At 67.6% G+C, this 16,321-nt stretch carries 19 protein-coding genes and 1 pseudogene; 9 read left to right on the plus strand and 11 right to left on the minus strand.

Translation table 11 applies throughout. The features are described from left to right. Positions 1–10 precede the first annotated feature (10 nt). Positions 11–403 (plus strand): DUF1489 family protein, encoded by a 393-nt coding sequence (locus BG023_RS11715; RefSeq protein ID WP_069310617.1) that lies wholly within the window; start codon positions 11–13, stop codon positions 401–403. Here BG023_RS11715 and BG023_RS11720 read toward each other — a convergent pair. The 3 genes from BG023_RS11720 to BG023_RS11730 are packed head-to-tail and all read right to left on the minus strand — an operon-like array spanning position 400 to position 3,298. Further along, positions 400–1,098, minus strand: coding sequence for a DsbA family oxidoreductase (locus BG023_RS11720; protein ID WP_233992997.1), 699 nt, complete (start codon positions 1,096–1,098; stop codon positions 400–402). The two genes, BG023_RS11715 and BG023_RS11720, sit on opposite strands and share 4 nt — an antisense overlap. Beyond that, positions 1,080–1,976 (minus strand): NAD(+) diphosphatase, encoded by an 897-nt coding sequence (gene nudC, locus BG023_RS11725; protein WP_069310619.1) that lies wholly within the window; start codon positions 1,974–1,976, stop codon positions 1,080–1,082. Before nudC ends, BG023_RS11720 begins: the two co-directional genes overlap by 19 nt. Continuing rightward, positions 1,976–3,298 carry a serine hydrolase domain-containing protein gene (locus tag BG023_RS11730; RefSeq protein WP_233992998.1) on the minus strand — a complete coding sequence of 441 codons (1,323 nt, stop codon included), beginning with the start codon at positions 3,296–3,298 and terminating at the stop codon, positions 1,976–1,978. Before BG023_RS11730 ends, nudC begins: the two co-directional genes overlap by 1 nt. A 116-nt stretch (positions 3,299–3,414) precedes the next feature. Between BG023_RS11730 and BG023_RS11735 the strand changes: the two genes are divergently transcribed. Then, a complete protein-coding gene (locus tag BG023_RS11735; protein WP_069310620.1) occupies positions 3,415–3,636 on the plus strand; it encodes a hypothetical protein in 222 nt (73 codons plus the stop codon). Here BG023_RS11735 and BG023_RS11740 read toward each other — a convergent pair. Continuing rightward, positions 3,633–4,670, minus strand: coding sequence for an A/G-specific adenine glycosylase (locus tag BG023_RS11740; protein WP_069310621.1), 1,038 nt, complete (start codon positions 4,668–4,670; stop codon positions 3,633–3,635). The genes BG023_RS11735 and BG023_RS11740 overlap by 4 nt on opposite strands. Before the next feature lie 14 nt (positions 4,671–4,684). Here BG023_RS11740 and BG023_RS11745 point away from each other — a divergent pair, with 14 nt between their 5' ends. From BG023_RS11745 to smc, 4 genes are all read left to right on the plus strand, one after another. Next, positions 4,685–5,239 carry a DUF721 domain-containing protein gene (locus BG023_RS11745; protein ID WP_069310622.1) on the plus strand — a complete coding sequence of 185 codons (555 nt, stop codon included), beginning with the start codon at positions 4,685–4,687 and terminating at the stop codon, positions 5,237–5,239. Next, positions 5,236–6,003, plus strand: a complete 768-nt coding sequence (locus BG023_RS11750; protein WP_069310623.1) for a DsbA family protein — start codon at positions 5,236–5,238, stop codon at positions 6,001–6,003. Before BG023_RS11745 ends, BG023_RS11750 begins: the two co-directional genes overlap by 4 nt. 92 nt (positions 6,004–6,095) lie before the next feature. Further along, on the plus strand, positions 6,096–6,842 hold the full coding sequence (locus tag BG023_RS11755; protein WP_069310624.1) for a DsbA family protein: 747 nt from the start codon (positions 6,096–6,098) through the stop codon (positions 6,840–6,842). A gap of 28 nt (positions 6,843–6,870) precedes the next feature. Then, positions 6,871–10,293, plus strand: a complete 3,423-nt coding sequence (gene smc, locus BG023_RS11760; RefSeq protein ID WP_069310625.1) for a chromosome segregation protein SMC — start codon at positions 6,871–6,873, stop codon at positions 10,291–10,293. A 3-nt stretch (positions 10,294–10,296) separates the two neighbouring features. Here the strand turns inward: smc and BG023_RS11765 are convergent, their stop codons facing one another. From BG023_RS11765 to rpmF, 5 genes and pseudogenes are all read right to left on the minus strand, one after another. Then, on the minus strand, positions 10,297–10,725 hold the full coding sequence (locus BG023_RS11765) for a MerR family transcriptional regulator (protein ID WP_069310626.1): 429 nt from the start codon (positions 10,723–10,725) through the stop codon (positions 10,297–10,299). Between the two features lie 19 nt (positions 10,726–10,744). Next, positions 10,745–11,044, minus strand: coding sequence for an integration host factor subunit alpha (locus BG023_RS11770; RefSeq protein WP_190315765.1), 300 nt, complete (start codon positions 11,042–11,044; stop codon positions 10,745–10,747). Positions 11,045–11,171: 127 nt separating this feature from the next. Continuing rightward, positions 11,172–12,146, minus strand: coding sequence for a beta-ketoacyl-ACP synthase III (locus BG023_RS11775; protein WP_069311294.1), 975 nt, complete (start codon positions 12,144–12,146; stop codon positions 11,172–11,174). Between the two features lie 36 nt (positions 12,147–12,182). Then, a pseudogene (plsX, locus tag BG023_RS11780) lies at positions 12,183–13,229 on the minus strand (phosphate acyltransferase PlsX); the annotation flags it as partial. A gap of 38 nt (positions 13,230–13,267) precedes the next feature. Then, positions 13,268–13,444, minus strand: coding sequence for a 50S ribosomal protein L32 (gene rpmF / locus BG023_RS11785; RefSeq protein ID WP_069310627.1), 177 nt, complete (start codon positions 13,442–13,444; stop codon positions 13,268–13,270). A gap of 221 nt (positions 13,445–13,665) precedes the next feature. Here rpmF and BG023_RS11790 point away from each other — a divergent pair, with 221 nt between their 5' ends. Next, positions 13,666–14,061, plus strand: coding sequence for an MAPEG family protein (locus tag BG023_RS11790; protein WP_069310628.1), 396 nt, complete (start codon positions 13,666–13,668; stop codon positions 14,059–14,061). 130 nt (positions 14,062–14,191) lie between these two features. On the opposite strand, the gene BG023_RS11795 is transcribed toward BG023_RS11790, so the two are convergent. After that, positions 14,192–14,833 carry an MBL fold metallo-hydrolase gene (locus tag BG023_RS11795; RefSeq protein ID WP_069311295.1) on the minus strand — a complete coding sequence of 214 codons (642 nt, stop codon included), beginning with the start codon at positions 14,831–14,833 and terminating at the stop codon, positions 14,192–14,194. A gap of 40 nt (positions 14,834–14,873) precedes the next feature. Further along, a complete protein-coding gene (locus BG023_RS11800; protein ID WP_150122868.1) occupies positions 14,874–15,554 on the minus strand; it encodes a S24 family peptidase in 681 nt (226 codons plus the stop codon). A gap of 134 nt (positions 15,555–15,688) precedes the next feature. On the opposite strand from BG023_RS11800, the gene BG023_RS11805 reads away from it, so the two are divergent. Both BG023_RS11805 and BG023_RS11810 read left to right on the plus strand, forming a co-directional pair. Then, positions 15,689–15,892: a hypothetical protein gene (locus tag BG023_RS11805; RefSeq protein WP_069310629.1), complete on the plus strand. Its 204-nt coding sequence runs from the start codon at positions 15,689–15,691 to the stop codon at positions 15,890–15,892. Beyond that, positions 15,889–16,302, plus strand: coding sequence for a hypothetical protein (locus BG023_RS11810; RefSeq protein WP_083234674.1), 414 nt, complete (start codon positions 15,889–15,891; stop codon positions 16,300–16,302). Before BG023_RS11805 ends, BG023_RS11810 begins: the two co-directional genes overlap by 4 nt. Positions 16,303–16,321 lie beyond the last annotated feature (19 nt).

The raw sequence follows: 16,321 nt of genomic DNA on the forward strand, positions 1-16,321 counted from the left end.
AAGCCGCGCCATGCCGCTTCACCTGACCAAGATCGCCTTCGGGGCGAAAAGCTATGACCAATTGGCCGGATGGTATGAGGGGCGCGGGGACATCTGCCTCACCACCCGCAACCGCCCGACGCGGCACGAGGAATGCGTCGGCGGATCGCTGTTCTGGATCATCAACCACGCGATTGTCGCGCGCTCGACCATCCTCGGGTTCGAAAAGACCGATGACGGCCGCTGGGACATCGTGCTGGAGCCGCGCCTGATCCGCGTCCACCAGGTCCCCAAGCGCGCCCATCAGGGTTGGCGCTACCTCACCGACGAAAAGGCTGCGAAGGATGTGGCCGAGGGCGAGGATATCGGCGATGCGCTCCCCGGCAAGTTGGCAATGAAGCTGGAGCGGCTGGGGCTGGTTTAGCCCGCCGCCCGCGTCTTTTCCGCCACCCGCCGCAGCGCGTTGACGTAGACCTCGGGTGACTGTGCGCCGGGAATCAGGAACTTGTTCTCCACGATCATCGCGGGAACGCCGGAGATGTTCATGTCCCACGCCTGCGCCTCCTCGGCGAGCACGCGGGCTTCGAGTTCAGGATCATCAAGCGCCGCCTTGGCTGCCTCGCGGTGCAGGCCGACACCGGCGGCGATATCGAGCAGCACAGCGCGATCACCCAGATTGCGGCGTTCGTTGAAGTGCGCGCGGAACAGCGCGAGCTTTAAGGCGGTCTGCACCTGCGGCCCGGCCTCGATCAGCGCGAAGGTCAGCAGCTTGTGGCAGTCGCGCGTGTTCCACATCATCGCAGGCGGAGCTTCGCCCTCACCTTCCCACGACAGCGAAACGCCCGCCCCATCGGCAATCGCCTTCATATGCCCGCGAATCCGCGCGCCTTCTTCTGCGGGGCGGCCATATTTGCGCTGGAGGTGGGCTTCCTGCTCCTCGCCCTCCAGCGGCATTTGCGGGTTCAGCTCGAACGGACGCCAGCGGATTTCGGCGGCAATCTCGCCTTCCAGCTCCTTCAATGCCTTGGTCAGCTGGCCGTAGCCGATCAGGCACCACGGGCACATGACATCGGAATAGATGTCGATGGCGAGGTTCTGGGTCATCGGTCGAGCCACCATGTCACGAGGTGATGCGCAATCGCGAAGGGGCGCGGGAAGTAGAGCAGGTCCGTCCCCGCCTCGCCCGCCGCGCGCGCCGCTTCCAGCTCCTCGCGGGTGAACCAGCGCGCGTCTTCCAGTTCGGTGGTGTCGATGTTGAGCGTCGGATCATCCGCCACGCTGGTGCAGCCGATCATCAGCTGGCTCGGGAAGGGCCACGGCTGGCTGGCGATGTATTTCACATCGCGCACCCGCACGCCCGCTTCCTCGTGGATCTCGCGGGCCACGGCTTCCTCGATGGTCTCGCCCGGTTCGACGAAGCCGGCGAGCGCAGAATACATCTTGGGCGGAAAGCGCGGCTGGCGGCCAAGCAGCAGCTTGCCGTCATGCTCGACCAGCATGATCGTCACCGGATCGGTGCGCGGGAAGTGGTCGGCGCCGCACGCATCGCAATGCCGCTGCCACCCGCCCTTGACCAGCTTCGTCTTCGATCCGCAGCGCGCGCAAAAGCGGTGGCGCGCGTGCCAGTCGGCAAGGCTGCGCGCCCCGCCGTAGATCGCGAGATCGGGCGGCGAAAGCTGGGTCATCAGCTGCCACGCGCGCGGCATGGCGTAAGCCGGGCCTTCCGCGCCCTCGCCCGGAACGGGGACGAAATGCGCCTTGCCGTCCATCATGCCAAGGAACACCAGCTCGGCATTCTCCGGCACATCGGCAAGGCTGCCCCAGACGAGGCCACCCATATAGTCCACGCCGGGGAGCAGGCCGTCGAGCACCAGCACCTTGGCGCGCCAGTTCATCAGGCCCGCCAGAGCCTCGTCATCGACACGGATATGATCCGCCCGGTCGAGCGGCGATCCGGCGAAGGCCATCACCGGCCCAGTGGCGGCGGGGGCGTGCATCAGGCCGCCTTCTTCTTGTCGCGCAGAGCCTTGAGATCGGCGTCGATCGCGGCGAGGAATTCATCGCGGATCGGGTAGGCTTCGGCCGGCATATACTGGGTGAAGAGCCCGGTTCTGAGCCCAAGGTCGAAATCGACCGCCGCCAGCGTGCCCGCCGCGCCGCCCCAGCCGAAGGTGCTGCCGGTCGAACGCCCGCCCGCGCCGTGGCCTTCGCCCGCGATCCAGCTGCCCGAAGTATCGACGCTGGCCGGGAGCAGGTTCGACGTGCCGACGCGCACGGCCTCCTCGCTCATCACGAACTTGCCGTCGATCCGGCCATATCCGAGCAGCATTCGCAGGAAGCGGTCGTAGTCCTTGGGGCTCGACACCAGCCCGCCGCCGCCGGCCGGCACTTCGGGCGGATCGGTGTAGATCGAGCTGGGGCCGGGATCGAGCGGGAAGGGATTGCCACCGACGATGCCGTAATTGTCGGTCAGGCGATGCGCCTCGCTAGAGGGGACCTGGAACCACGTGCTGGTCATGCCGCAGGGGTCAAAGATGCGCGCCTTGAGGAACGCCTCGAACTCCATCCCGCTGGCGACTTCGATCACCCGGCCAAGCAGGTCGATCGAGCAGGAATAGCTCCACTTGGTCGCCGGTTGATACATAAGCGGCAAGGTCGCCAGCCGGTCGGCCCAGACGGCGAGGCCCGGTGCAGGGGTCACCTTGGGGAAGCCCGGGATCGGCATGCGGCTGACCCGTCCGCCGACGAGGCCAAGCTCGTTATAGGCCTGCTGGAGCGGGCCCTTGCTGATGATCTGGTAGCCCAGCCCCGAGGTGTGGGTGAGCAGCTGGCGAATGGTGATCGGCTGGTTGGCGGGCACGGTATCGTCGAGCGAGCCGGCAGGATCGACCAGCACCTGCATCTGGCGGAACGCGGGCAGGATATCGCCGAGCGGCTGATCGAGGCCGAGCTTGCCCTCGTCGATCAGGATCATCGTCGCCATGCCGGTGATCGGCTTCGACATCGAATAGATGCGGAACAGCGAATCCATGTCGACCGGCGCGGGCCGCGCGAGCGACAGGGTGCCGCCGCCCACGGTGTGCGCCATGTCCTCCTGCCCCCAGCCGAAGGTCATCAGCAGGTTGGCGACCTTACGTTCGCTCAGATAGCGGTTGGCCAGCGCGGCGACATGGGGCCAGCTTTCGTCCACCGAATGTGCGCGCAGCATCTGCCCGAACGGCAGGCCCGAAAGCGCAGCCCCGCCCGCCAGCAGCGCACTGCCGCGCAGCAGCGCACGGCGCGAAAGGACGGACATATCGAGGGCGGTCGTGGTCGGCATGAGGCAGAATCTCCGGAATGGTGCGCGCGGTTGTGTGCGGCAGGCGCGCGCAAGGGTCAATCGGGCCAAGCACCTGAACGCTTGCAAAATGCAGGTGTGCTACTTATATAACACACATGCTGAACGTGCTCGCCTATCTGATCGGCCTTGTCAGCCTGGTCATCGTCTTCCCCGCACAACTCCCGCTGCTCGGCTGGGCCAACTGGTTTGCCCTGCCGCTGATCGTGGTCGGCGTCATCATCGGGGCGCTGTCGTCGAAGGACGGCGGGCGCAATTTCTGTCTGGTGGTACTGCTGATCGCTGCGGTGCGGCTGATGCTCGGCGGCGGGTTTTTCTAGTCTGACGCCAGCGCAAGCTGCGCGGCCTTGAGGAACAGGGTCGCCAGCCCCGCCTCGGCAATCCGTTCGACCGGCCACCACTGGCCCTCGCCCTCGGGCGCATCGGCTGTTTCCAGCGCGATCACCCGCAGGGTCAGGCTGGCGTGGGTGAAGCCGTGGCGCACCGCGCCCAATTCGCGCCATTCGCCCGCCAGCGGCACCTCGCCCGATCCGTCTTCGCGCGCGCTCCAGCCGTCATCGGGCAACGCGCGCATTCCGCCGAGCATTCCGGTGCCGGGACGGGTGACAAGCCAGACCTCCGATCCGCGCGTGATCCAGAACGCCGTCCCGCGCCGCTCGGGCACGGCCTTCTTGGCAGGCTTGACCGGCAGGCGTTCAGGCTCGCCTGCCTTGCGGCCCGCGCATGGCCCGGAGAGCGGGCAGATGAGGCAGCGCGGGGCGCGGCTGGTGCAGATCTGCGCGCCCAAGTCCATCATGGCCTGCGCGAAATCGCCCGCGCGCTGCTGCGGCGTGATCGTGTCAGCAGCCGCACGGATGGCCTTGCGCGCGCCCGGCAAAGGCTCGGCGATCGCGAACAGGCGCGCCACCACCCGCTCGACATTGGCATCGACCACCACCGCCCGCTCGCCAAAGGCAATCGCGGCGATCGCGGCGGCGGTGTAATCGCCCAGCCCCGGAAGCGCGCGGAGTTCTGCCTCGGTGGAGGGAAACCCGCCCCGCTCCGCCACGGCCTTCGCGCATTTCACCAGATTGCGCGCCCGCGAGTAATAGCCCAGCCCCGCCCATGCCGCCATGATCGCATCCTCGGGCGCAGCGGCAAGCGCTTCGACCGTGGGCCAGGTTTCGGTGAACTTGGCGAAATAGGGCTTCACCGCCGCCACGGTGGTCTGTTGCAGCATCACTTCGGACAGCCACACGCGATAGGGCCACGCCGGATCCTCGGGCAGCGCCGCGCCCGGTGCCAGCCGCCACGGCAGATCGCGGGCGTGCTGGTCGTACCAGGTGAGCAATTGGTCGGAGATGCTGGCAGTCACGCGCGGCCTATGGCATGGCGGGCGGACATATGGGAAGCGACACCTCCAAGACCCCGAAACCTTATACCCGCCCGCGCGGCAAGGGCGCGCGCGCGATCGGTGATCTGATGCCCGAAATCGGGCGCACCGCCTTCCGCCGTTTCGGCTTCGTGCAGTCCTCGGTCGTCACCCGCTGGCCCGAGATCGTCGGCCCCCAGCACGCCCGCGTGTGCAGCCCCGAGGCGATCCGCTTCCCCCCCGGCGAAAAGGCAGAGGGCATCCTGCAACTGGTGGTCGTGCCCGCCCATGCCCCGCTGATTACCCAGGTCATCCCCGAGATCATCGAGCGGGTGAACCGCTTCTTCGGTTACAACGCCGTCGCCCGCGTCAAATTGCGGCAAGGCGTGGTTCAGGCACCGGCGGATAATCGCCCTGCGAAACCGCCGCCGTCCTTGAAGCCGATCCCGCTGGAATTGGGCGAAAGCTTGCGCGATATCGGCGATCCCGAACTGCGGACCGTGCTCGAATCGCTCGCCCGCAGCCTCGGCAACAGTGAATCAAAACCCCGACGGGAAGACGACCCCACATGATCAAGCCGCTTATCCTTGCCGCCACCGCCGCTGCCGCACTCGCGCTGGGTGCCGGAGCCGCATCCGGCCAGCAGAGCCTTGCCTCGCCCGGCAGCGCGTTCAAGCCCAAGGACAATCCCGGCAACTGGCAGACCACGATTGCGCGCACCGAGCGCGGGCATCTGATCGGCAACCCCGATGCCGACCGCAAGCTGATCGAGTTCATCAGCTACACCTGCCCGCACTGTGCCGATTTCACCGCGCGCGGCGAACCGGCGCTGGAACTGACCGCGCTGATGCCCGGCACGGTCAGCCTCGAAGTGCGCCCGGTGATCCGCAACGCGCTCGATCTCACGCTGTCGCTGCTCGCCGGTTGCGGCGATCCGGCGGGCTTCAAGGGCCGCCACCAGACGCTGATGCTCACTCAGGCCGAATGGTTCGGCAAGGCCCGCGCCGCGCCCGAAAGCCAGCGCGCGATCTGGGGCCGCGGCGACAAGGCTTCGCGGATGAACGTCGCCAGCGCGCTCGGCCTCACCGAGATGCTGGTCAAGCGCGGGCAATCGCAGGCCGAGCTTGACGCCTGCGTCTCCGACGATGCCGCCGCGCGCAAGCTGATGGACAATAGCCGCGCCGATTACACCGATTTCGGGGTGCCCGGCACCCCCAGCTTCGCGCTCGACGGCAAGCTGCTCAGCGAGGTTCACAGCTGGGAAGCGCTCTACCCGGTGCTGAGCGAGAAACTCGCCCAGGCCGCCGCCGCGCCGACGCTCGGCACCACCCAGTAGATCAGTTGTTCACAGCCGCCGCGCCGCCCTTGCTGCAACGGCGCGCGCGCGGCTATCTTCGCTCTCTTGAATCCCCCCAAGGAACCGCATCGATGACTTTTGCCCGCCTGACAAAGCTTTCCCTGCTTGCCCTTGCCCCGCTGGCGCTGGCCGCTTGCGGTGATGATGCCGCCAGCGGCGATACCGCGCGCGGCGAGCCGCTGCCGATGGTCGCTGCCCCGGCCGGGACGAGCTGGACCCAGAAAGTCGTCACGACCGAGGAAGGCGGCTATCTGGTCGGCAACCCCGATGCGCCGCTCAAGCTGGTCGAATATGGCTCGCTCACCTGCCCCGCCTGCGCGCGCTTTGCCGCAGAAGGCGTGCCGCCGCTGATGGAGAAGTATGTCGCTTCGGGCCGCGTGAGCTTCGAGTTCCGCAGCTTCCTGATCCACGGCCCGCTCGATCTGGCGCTGACCCGTCTGATCGGCTGTTCGACCCCCGAAGCCGCGCTGCCGCTGGCCGATCAGGTCTGGGCCAACCTCGGCCCGATCCAGGACCGCGCTTTCGCCAATCAGGCCGCCCTCGCCAGCACCAACGGCCTGCCCGAAAACGAACGCTTCGTGAAGTTCGGCGAGCTGACCGGTCTCTACGAATTCTTTGCCGCGCGCGGGATCAGCGAAGATCAGGCGCGCACCTGCATGGCCGACTTCGCTTCGCTGGAACGCCTCGCCAAGCTGTCGGAAGGCTATTCGAGCGATGGGATCAACCAGACGCCGACCTTCATGCTCAACGGGCGCAAGGTCGAAGGCGGTTCGTGGTCGCAGCTCGAGCCGGCGCTCCAGCGCGCCGGCGCGCGCTGAGGCGTAACGGGGGCGGATACCCGACCCGATGCAGATCCACCGGCTCAAGCTCAGCGGTTTCAAGAGCTTCGTCGAACCGGCGGACTTGCGTATCGAGCCGGGGCTGACCGGCGTCGTCGGCCCCAACGGCTGCGGCAAATCCAATCTGCTCGAAGCGATTCGCTGGGTCATGGGGGAAACCTCGGCCAAGTCGATGCGCTCGGGCGGGATGGAGGATGTGATCTTCGCGGGCACCTCCACCCGCCCCCCGCGCGACTTTGCCGAAGTCGTGCTCCACGCCGAGGATGACGGCGGCGAGGAGCTGGTCGTCACCCGCCGGATCGAGCGCGGCGCGGGCAGCGCCTACCGCGTCAACGGGCGCGACGTGCGCGCCAAGGATGTGGCACTCACCTTCGCCGATGCCGCAACCGGCGCGCATTCGCCTGCGCTCGTCAGTCAGGGCAAGATCGCGCAGGTGATCGCCGCCAAGCCCGCCGAACGCCGCGCGATGCTCGAAGAAGCCGCCGGGATCGCGGGCCTTCACGTCCGCCGCAAGGATGCCGAGAGCAAGCTGCGCGGGGCCGAGGCGAACCTTGCGCGGCTCGAAGACCTGATGGCGGGGCTCGACGCGCAGATCGCCACGCTCAAGCGGCAGGCCAAGCAGGCCGAACGCTACACCGAACTCACCCACAAGATTCAGGGCGCCGAAGCCCGCCTGCTGTTCGCCCGCTGGCGCGAGGCTGCGGCGGCCGCCAAGGAAGCGCGCGCCGCTGCCGGTGCGGCCGAGGAACAGGTCGCCGCGACCCAGGCCGAGGTTGCTCAGGCGCAGGCCGAACAGGCCGCCGCCGCGCAAGCGCTCGCCGATGCGCGCGACGAACTCGCCGACCGCCGCGACGATGCCAGCGCGCACGGGCACCGCATGGCCGCGCTCGCCGAAAAGCTGGAAGCCGCCGAAACCCGCCTCACCGATCTTGCGCGCCAACAGCAGCGGCTGGAAGAAGACCGCGCCGATGCCGACCGCTTGACCTCGGCCGCAGTCGAGGCGCTGGCGCGGTTGACGACCGAACTGGCCGCCAGCCGCGAAGCGGTCAGCACCGCCGAAGCCGCGCGCCCTGCGCTTGCCGAAAAGGCCGAAGACCGCGAACGCGCGCACCGCGCCGCCGAACTCGCGCTCGCCAAGGCGACCGCCGATCATGCCGGCGTGGAAGCAGAATGGCGCGTTGCCGAAGCAGCGGTCGAACAGGCCGAGGCGCGGCTCGCCCGGATCGAAGCCGAAGCCGCGCGCCTCGCCCGCGCCCGCGCAGAGCTTGCAGCAAGCGGCGATGCCGAGGCCGAAGTCATCGCCGCGCGCACCGCCGCTGATGATGCGGCGAAAACGCTCTCCGGTTTGCGCGAAAAGCTCGCCGCCGATCAGGCGCGCAAGGGCGAATTGCAGACCGCGCGTGACGAGGCTGCCACGGCGCTCGCCGCCGCCCGCGCCGAACTGGCCGGGATCGAGCGCGAACACACCGCCCTCGCCCGCGACCGCGAGGCCCGCAGCCGACGCGAAGCAGGGCGGCAGGGCATGGCGACCGCGCTTGACAAGGTGAGCGTCGCGCCGGGTTACGAACGCGCGCTCGCCGCCGTGCTGGGCCGCGATGGCAAGTCACCGCTCGGTGCGCCTGCCAGCCCGCAGGACGGGCGGTTCTGGACGGGGGCCGCCGCGCCCAAGCCAGTCGCGGACAGTCTGCTTTCACACCTCAAGGATTGCCCCGCCGAACTCGCTGCCCGCCTCGCGCTGGTGCATTGTGCCGAGACGGATGATGGCCGCGCCCTCGCCCCCGGCGAATGGCTGGTTACCCGCGCCGGACACTTGCGCCGCTGGGACGGGTTCGTCGCCCGCGGCGAAGGTGCGGCGGAAGCCGCCCAGCTCGAAGCCGCGAACCGCTTTGCCGAACTCGACGCCGCGCTTCCACCCTTACGCGAAGCCGCCGCCCGCGCCGAGGCCGAGGACAAGGCCGTGCGCGAGGAGCTTGCCGCGCTGCAAACCGCGCTCATCGCGCAGGAACGCAGCATCGCGGGCGCAATCGAGGCCGAACGCCAGGCGCTGCGCCGGCTCGATCAGGCCGAAGCCGCGAAGGAACGCCTGGCCGCCCGCCTCGCCGAACTGGCCGCCAGCAGCGAGGAAATCGAGACCCAGATCGCCGCCGCCGCCGGTGATGTCACCGCCGCGCGCGAGGCCCGCGAACGTCTGCCTGCCCGCGATGCCGGGCGCGCGTCGCTGGAGGCCGCGCAGGCCAAGAACGAAGCCGCCCGCGCCGGGGTGCAGGCTGCGCTCGCTGAACTCGCCGCGCAGGATCAGGCGCTGGCCGTGGCGCGCGAGCGGCTCGCCGCCCAGTCCGCCGACCACGCCGGATGGCAGGCGCGATCGAGCGATGCCGAACGCCGCATGGCCGAAACCAGCCGCCGCCTCGCCGAAATCGAGGAAGAACGCGCTATCCACGCCGCCAAGCCCGCCGCGCTGACCGCCGAAATCGAAGCGGGCGAGGCCACCCGCAGCCGCCTTGCTGCCGAGCTTGCCGAAGCCGAAGGTGTGATGCGCGAGGCCGAGGCGCGCCAGCGCGCTGCCGACGCCGCGCTCGCCGCCCGCACCGAAACCCTCGCCCAGGCCCGCGAACGCCGCGCCAGTCTGGTCGCGCGGGCCGAGAACGAGGAGCAGCGCCGCACCGAAATGGCGCGCGTTTCGGGCGAACGCTTCCAGTGCCCGCCGCCGCTGCTGGGCGAGAAGTTCGGCTTTGACGAAGGCGACCTCGCCCTCGCCAGCGACGAATCCGCCGAGCTTGAACGCCTCACCGCTGCGCGCGAACGGATCGGGCCGGTCAACCTCGTCGCGGCTGACGAGCTCGCCCGGATCGAGGGCGAACACGGCACCAGCGCGCAGGAACAGGCCGAACTGGTCGAAGCGATTGCGCGGCTGCGCGGGTCGATCGGCAGCCTGAACCGCGAGGGGCGCGAACGGCTGCGTGCCGCCTTCGAGGAAGTCGACGGGCATTTCCGCGTGCTTTTCACCCGGCTGTTCGAAGGCGGGCAAGCGCACCTTGCGCTGGTCGACAGCGACGATCCGCTCGAAGCCGGTCTCGAAATCTACGCCCAACCGCCAGGCAAGCGGCTGCAATCGCTCTCGCTGCTATCGGGCGGCGAACAGGCGCTGACGGCGACGGCGCTGATCTTCGCGCTGTTCCTCACAAATCCTGCGCCGATCTGCGTGCTCGACGAAGTCGACGCCCCGCTCGACGATGCCAACGTCGAACGCTTCTGCGATCTGCTCGATTCGATGGTGCGCACCACCACCACCCGCTACCTGATCGTCACCCACAACGCGGTGACGATGAGCCGGATGCACCGCCTGTTCGGGGTGACGATGGCCGAACGCGGCGTCTCGCGCCTTGTCAGCGTCGATCTGGGTGAAGCGGCTCTGCTCGCCGCGGAGTAGCGATCAGGCGTCGAGCGCGGCGGCCAGCCGGCTGCGGATCGCTTTCAGAGCCTGGATGGTTTCGGCCATGTCCGGCCCGTCGTTCACCAGCAACCGCACGCCTGGGCCTTCGCTTTCGGCGTCCGCCCTGCGGTCACCGCTGCGCCGGTCAAGCCGCCGCCGGTCGAGATCGGATTTGGCTGCCGCGCGCAGCACCGCCTCGGCGCCCTTGAGGGTATAGCCTTCGCGGTTCACCAGCCGGTCGATGGTTTCCACCAGCGCAACGTCGCTGGCGCGGTAATAGCGCCGCCCGCCGCTGCGCTTGAGCGGTTTCAGCAGCGGGAACTGCGCTTCCCAGTATCGCAGCACGTGAGGTTTGATGCCGAGCGCCTCGCTGACTTCGCCGATGGTGCGCAGCGCGCCCTCGTCCTTGCCGTCATCGAACCCGGTCATCAAACCTCACCTTTGCTGGTTAGCCTTTAGCGATCCGCTCCTTGAGCAGCTGGCTCGCGCGGAACGTCATCACCCGGCGCGGGGTGATCGGCACTTCCACACCCGTTTTCGGGTTGCGGCCGATCCGTTCGTTCTTGTCGCGCAGCACGAAGCTGCCGAAGCCCGAAATCTTGACATTCTCGCCCCGGGCGAGCGCGTCACTCATCTTGCCGAGAATGGCTTCCACCATTTCGAGCGATTCTGCCCTGCTGAAGCCCATCTTTCGATTGATGGTTTCTGCCAAATCAGCGCGGGTCAGTGTGCCTACCGAACGCATCATGCGGTTTCTCCTTCGCGGTGCGACCCGTACGAAGGCGTTCAGCTTACGATTTTCCGGCGCTTTTGCAATGCGATGCCACCCGCATTGTTGAGTTTTAAGCAATTATGTTAGGCGCGGGGTGCAAGTGTCACAGGCGGATCAGGCTCGCGCCCCAGGTAAATCCGCCACCCATCGCCTCCAGCATCACCAGATCGCCCGCCTTGATCCGCCCGTCCTTGCGCGCGATATCGAGCGCCAGCGGCACAGATGCGGCCGAGGTGTTGGCGTGGTCCTGCACGGTGACGACCACCTTGTCGGGCGAAATGCCGAGCTTGCGTGCGGTCGCATCAAGGATGCGGGCATTGGCCTGATGCGGCACCACCCAGTCGATCTCCTCGACCGCGACACCGGTGACTTCAAGCACTTCCTTGAGCACGTCGGCGAGATTGACCACCGCGTGGCGGAACACTTCCTGCCCGCGCATCCGTACATGGCCGACGGTCTGCGTGGTCGATGGGCCGCCATCGACATAGAGCAGATCATGGCAGGTCCCATCGGCGTGCAGGCGCGTGCCGAGAATGCCGGGGGCATCCTTGCCGCTCGCCTCGCCTGTGGGGGCTTCAAGCACCACCGCGCCGGCTCCGTCGCCGAACAGCACGCAGGTGGTGCGGTCTTCCCAGTCGAGAATGCGGCTGAAGGTTTCCGCGCCGATCACCAGCGCGCGCTTGGCCATGCCGGTCCGCAGCAGCGAATCGGCAGTGGCGAGCGCATAGAGGAAGCCCGAACACACCGCCGCGACATCGAAGGCGATCCCGCCGGTGCAGCCGAGCGCGGCCTGCACCTTGGTCGCCGTGGCGGGGAAGGTATTGTCGGGCGTAGCGGTGGCGAGCACGATCAGCCCGATCGAGGCCGCGTCCACTCCCGCATCTTCAAGCGCCGCGCGGGCGGCGGCGGTGGCGAGCGTCGCGGTGGTTTCGTCCGGCCCGGCGATATGGCGCTGGCGGATGCCGGTGCGCGCGATGATCCATTCGTCCGAGGTGTCGACCGTTTTGGCCAGCTCGTCATTGGTGACGATGCGGCGCGGCAGGGCCGAGCCCGTGCCGATGATGCGCGATCCGTTCACTTGGCCGCCCCGGCGTTCTTCCGCGGGCTTGGCGCGGCCGTTCTGCTTGAGCGTATCGGCGCCCAGCTGCGAAAGGTCATGCGCGATCCGCTGGGTCAGCTCGTTTTCGAGCAGGCGCGCGGTCACCGCGACGGCATGGGCGACGCCCTTGGCATTGGCGCTGCCATGGCTCTTCACCACCACGCCGTTAAGGCCGAGGAACACTGCGCCGTTGTGATTGTTCGGATCGAGGTGGTGCTTGAGCAGCTCGGTCGCGGGGCGTGAGACCAGAAACCCGATCTTCGAACGCAGCGAGGAGGTGAAGGCCTGACGCAGCAGGTCGGTAACAAAGCGCGCCGAGCCTTCGATCGCCTTGAGCGCGATATTGCCCGAAAAACCGTCGGTCACCACCACATGGGTTTCGCCGCGGTTGATCTTGTCGCTTTCTACGAAGCCGTCGAATTGCAGCGCCAGCCCGCCATTGGCCGAGGCCGCGGTGAGCATCGCGGCGGCATCGCGCAGCTCTTCGGTGCCCTTGATCTCTTCGGTGCCGATATTGAGCAGCCGCACCACCGGCCTGTCGAAGCCGTTGACGATGCGCGAATAGGCCGCGCCCATCACCGCATACTGGACGAGGTTGCGCGCATCCGCCTCGGTATTGGCGCCGAGGTCGAGCATCACGACGTCATGGGCTTGCAAGGTCGGCATAATCGCAGCGAGCGCCGGGCGATCGATCCCCGGCATGGTGCGCAGCGCCAGCTTGCTCATCGCCATCAGCGCGCCGGTATTGCCTGCACTGACAGCCGCGCCGGCGTCGCCGGTCTTCACCGCATTGACCGCAAGGCCCATGCTGGTGGTCTTGGCACGGCGGATCGCCTTGCTGGGCAGCTCGTCGCCGCCCACCACATCGTCGCAGTGCAGGATTTCGGATGCCGCCCTGAGGTTGGGATGGCTTTCAAGCGCGGCTTCGATCCGCGCGCTATCGCCAACCAGCAGGAACTTGAACTTGTCGTGATCGCGCCGCGCCAGCGCCGCGCCTTCGATCATGACGCGCACGCCTTCATCGCCGCCCATCGCGTCAACGGCGATACGCGGGAGGCTCATGATGCGCTTCTCCGGATTATCGAGTGGGCCACCGGCAATCAGCCGACGGCAACAACCTGACGCCCGTTGTAGTGGCCGCAGTGGCCGCAGATGTTGTGGGGGCGCTTCAGCTCACCGCAGTTCGAGCATTCACCGAAGGCTTCAACCTTCAGCGCATCGTGCGAACGACGCATGCCGCGACGGGAAGGCGATACTTTTCTCTTGGGGACAGCCATGGCGGCACCATTTCCTCAAATAACTGACATGCGCCACCGGCGCTTTGATTCTCGAAGGCCGCCCTTACGGCAAGGAAGAGGAGCGCACAAGCAGCAGCAGGTGCGCGCATTCCTTGGCCAGCAGCGGCGGGAAGGCGCGCGCTATAGCGGAAAATTCGCGCGTTGCAACCCGCGCGGCGCGGCCCTAGCAATGGGGCCATACAAACGAGGGGATCTCATTCATGACCGTGCTTCCTGTTACGCTCGCCGCTGCGGCGGCTGCCGCCGTGCTCAACATCTGGCTGGGGATCCGCATCGGCGCATTGCGCACCGCGCTCCAGATCAGCGTCGGCGATGGCGGGAGCGAGCGGCTCCAGCGCCGGATGCGCGCGCAGCTCAACTTCGTCGAGAACACCGCCTTCGTGCTGATCCTGATCGCCGCGATCGAGCTGGCCGGCAAAGGCAGCTGGTGGCTGGCCTATGTGGCGGCGGTCTATTTCCTCGGCCGCATCGGCCACGGCTTCGGCATGGACGGCGGCAAGGCGCAGGTCGGGCGGATGATCGGCACGATCGTGACGATGCTCACCCAGCTCGGCCTCGCGGTTGTCGCCGCGCTGGTGGCTGCGGGGGTGATGTAACCCTTAGACCAATGGCGCTATTCGGCCCGCCAACGGGCGGGCCGCGAGGCCACGCGGCCGAGCCGCAGGTGTTCGATCCCGCAGGGATCGAAACAGCACCGAGGACGAACGCGCGGAGGCGCGTTCGCAATCAGGAAAGAATGTAGTCGCTTACGAACGCATTGGTCTTGCGCTCGCGGCCGAAGGTGCTGGTGGGCCCGTGGCCGGGGATGAACATCACATCCTCGCCGAGAGGCCAGAGGCGCTGGGTGATCGAATCGATCAAATCTTGGTGATTGCCCTTCGGGAAGTCGGTGCGGCCGATGCTGCCCTGGAACAGCACGTCGCCGACAATCGCGAAGCGGCTGGGCGCGTGGTAGAACACCACGTGGCCCGGCGTGTGGCCGGGGCAGTGGATCACGTCGAGCGTGAGTTCGCCCACCGTCACCGTGTCGCCATGCTTGAGCCAGCGGGTCGGGGTGAAGCTCTTGGCGACCATGCCATAGCGCGGGCCATCATCATCGAGCTGATCGATCCAGAAGCGGTCATCCTCGTGCGGGCCTTCGATGGGGAGGCCCAACTCGTCCGCCAGCATGCCCGTCTGCCCGCAATGGTCGAGATGCCCGTGAGTGACGAGCAGCTTTTCGAGCGTCACGCCCGCCTTGGCGACGCCCGCCTTAAGCTTGTCGAGATCCCCGCCAGGATCGACCAGCGCGCCTTTCATCGTCTTGGTGCACCAGATCAGCGAGCAATTCTGCTGAAGGGGCGTCACCGGGATGATCGCGGCGCGCATGGGGAGTTGGGGGGTGGCGGTGTCGGTCATGATGGTGGGCTTAAATCCTCCCTCCCTTCCACACAACCCGCCCGATGATCGCCACTTCCTCGGCCGCCACCTCCACCGGCGGGTAGGCGAGGTTCTGGGATAGCAGCGCCAGCCGCCCTGCCCCCATGCTGGCGACGCGCTTCACCATCAGCGTATCGCCGAGCCGCACCACGTGGATGCCGTCGCGGAAGGCGCGCGGGCTGCAATCGACGAGGATTTCGTCGCCATTGTTGAGCAGCGGCTCCATCGAATCCCCCTCGACCGTGATCGCGGATAGCTGCGCGCGCTCCAGCCCCTGTTCGGCGAGCCAGCGGCGCGAGAAGCGGAAGGTGTCGAACGCGGCTTCATCCCCCGCCACCCGCCCCGGCCCCGCCGAGGCGCCGAGATCGAGCCGCGGAACATCGACCCACTCGCCCGATTCGCGCGGCTTAATCGGCGCAGTATAGGAATTATCCTTAACGTCGCGCAGTTCCTCCTCGCCCACCCCGAAAAAGCGCGCAAGCGTCGCGCGGTCCTGCTCCTCCAGCTTGCGCGGGCTGCCCTTGCGGATGAACTGCTGAAGATAGGACGGGTTACGCCCGAGCAGATCGGACAGCGCCGAGAGACTCACCCCCCGCTTCTGCGACAATTCGAGCAGCCGCGCACGCGGGCCGGACAGGGTTTCAAGCGTCATCTGTTGGGTTTCCTTCATGGTTACTTCCTACACGAAGGAGTTTTCCTAGACAAGCTCGAAAAAAGCTGGAACATTTCAGGAACATCAGGCGATTCGCCCGATGCCGAATACCACCGCCGCCCATCCTTTGAGCACCAACAGGGACGCAAACCATGCTGCTTCGGACGATCGAAACCTTCCTGCGGGACCACGCCATGCCCGCCACCAAATTCGGGCGGCTCGCTGCCCATGACCCGCGCTTCGTGCTCGACCTCCGGATGGGGCGCATCCCCCGCCCCGATACCGAGCTGCGCACCCGCGCATGGATGCAGGGCTATGCCGACCGCGATGCCGCCGCGCAGAAGGAGGCCGCATGATGCTGACCGAGTCTTTACGCGACCCCTTCGCCCACCTGTTCGCCGATTCCGACCAGATCGAAGTGAAGTCCGCCGCCGGAGCCGCCTTCCGCCAGCGCCGCACCACTGCCGACCGCGTGCGCGCGGCGCTGATGGGGCTGACGGGCGGGTTCGGCACGTTGCTCTCGCACGAAGAGAAGGCCTGGGCCTCGATCACCTTCTCGGGCACCCGCCACGAGGTCGTGCTGGAGTTCTGCGGGATTGACGCGGTCACCGGCGGCGAGGCCCTGATCGAGCGCCTACCCGATCACGAATTCGCGATCCCCGGCCAGCTGGTCGCCGATGCCACCGTGACCAAGGTCGACCACCGCTTCGGCGCGATGGAGCGGCTAGAGGTGACCGCGGTGCTGCTGCTGCTCGACGAGGGGTAAGCCCTCTCCCCGCCCCGCG

It is taken from the genome of Porphyrobacter sp. LM 6, assembly GCF_001720465.1.
Lineage (GTDB): Bacteria > Pseudomonadota > Alphaproteobacteria > Sphingomonadales > Sphingomonadaceae > Erythrobacter.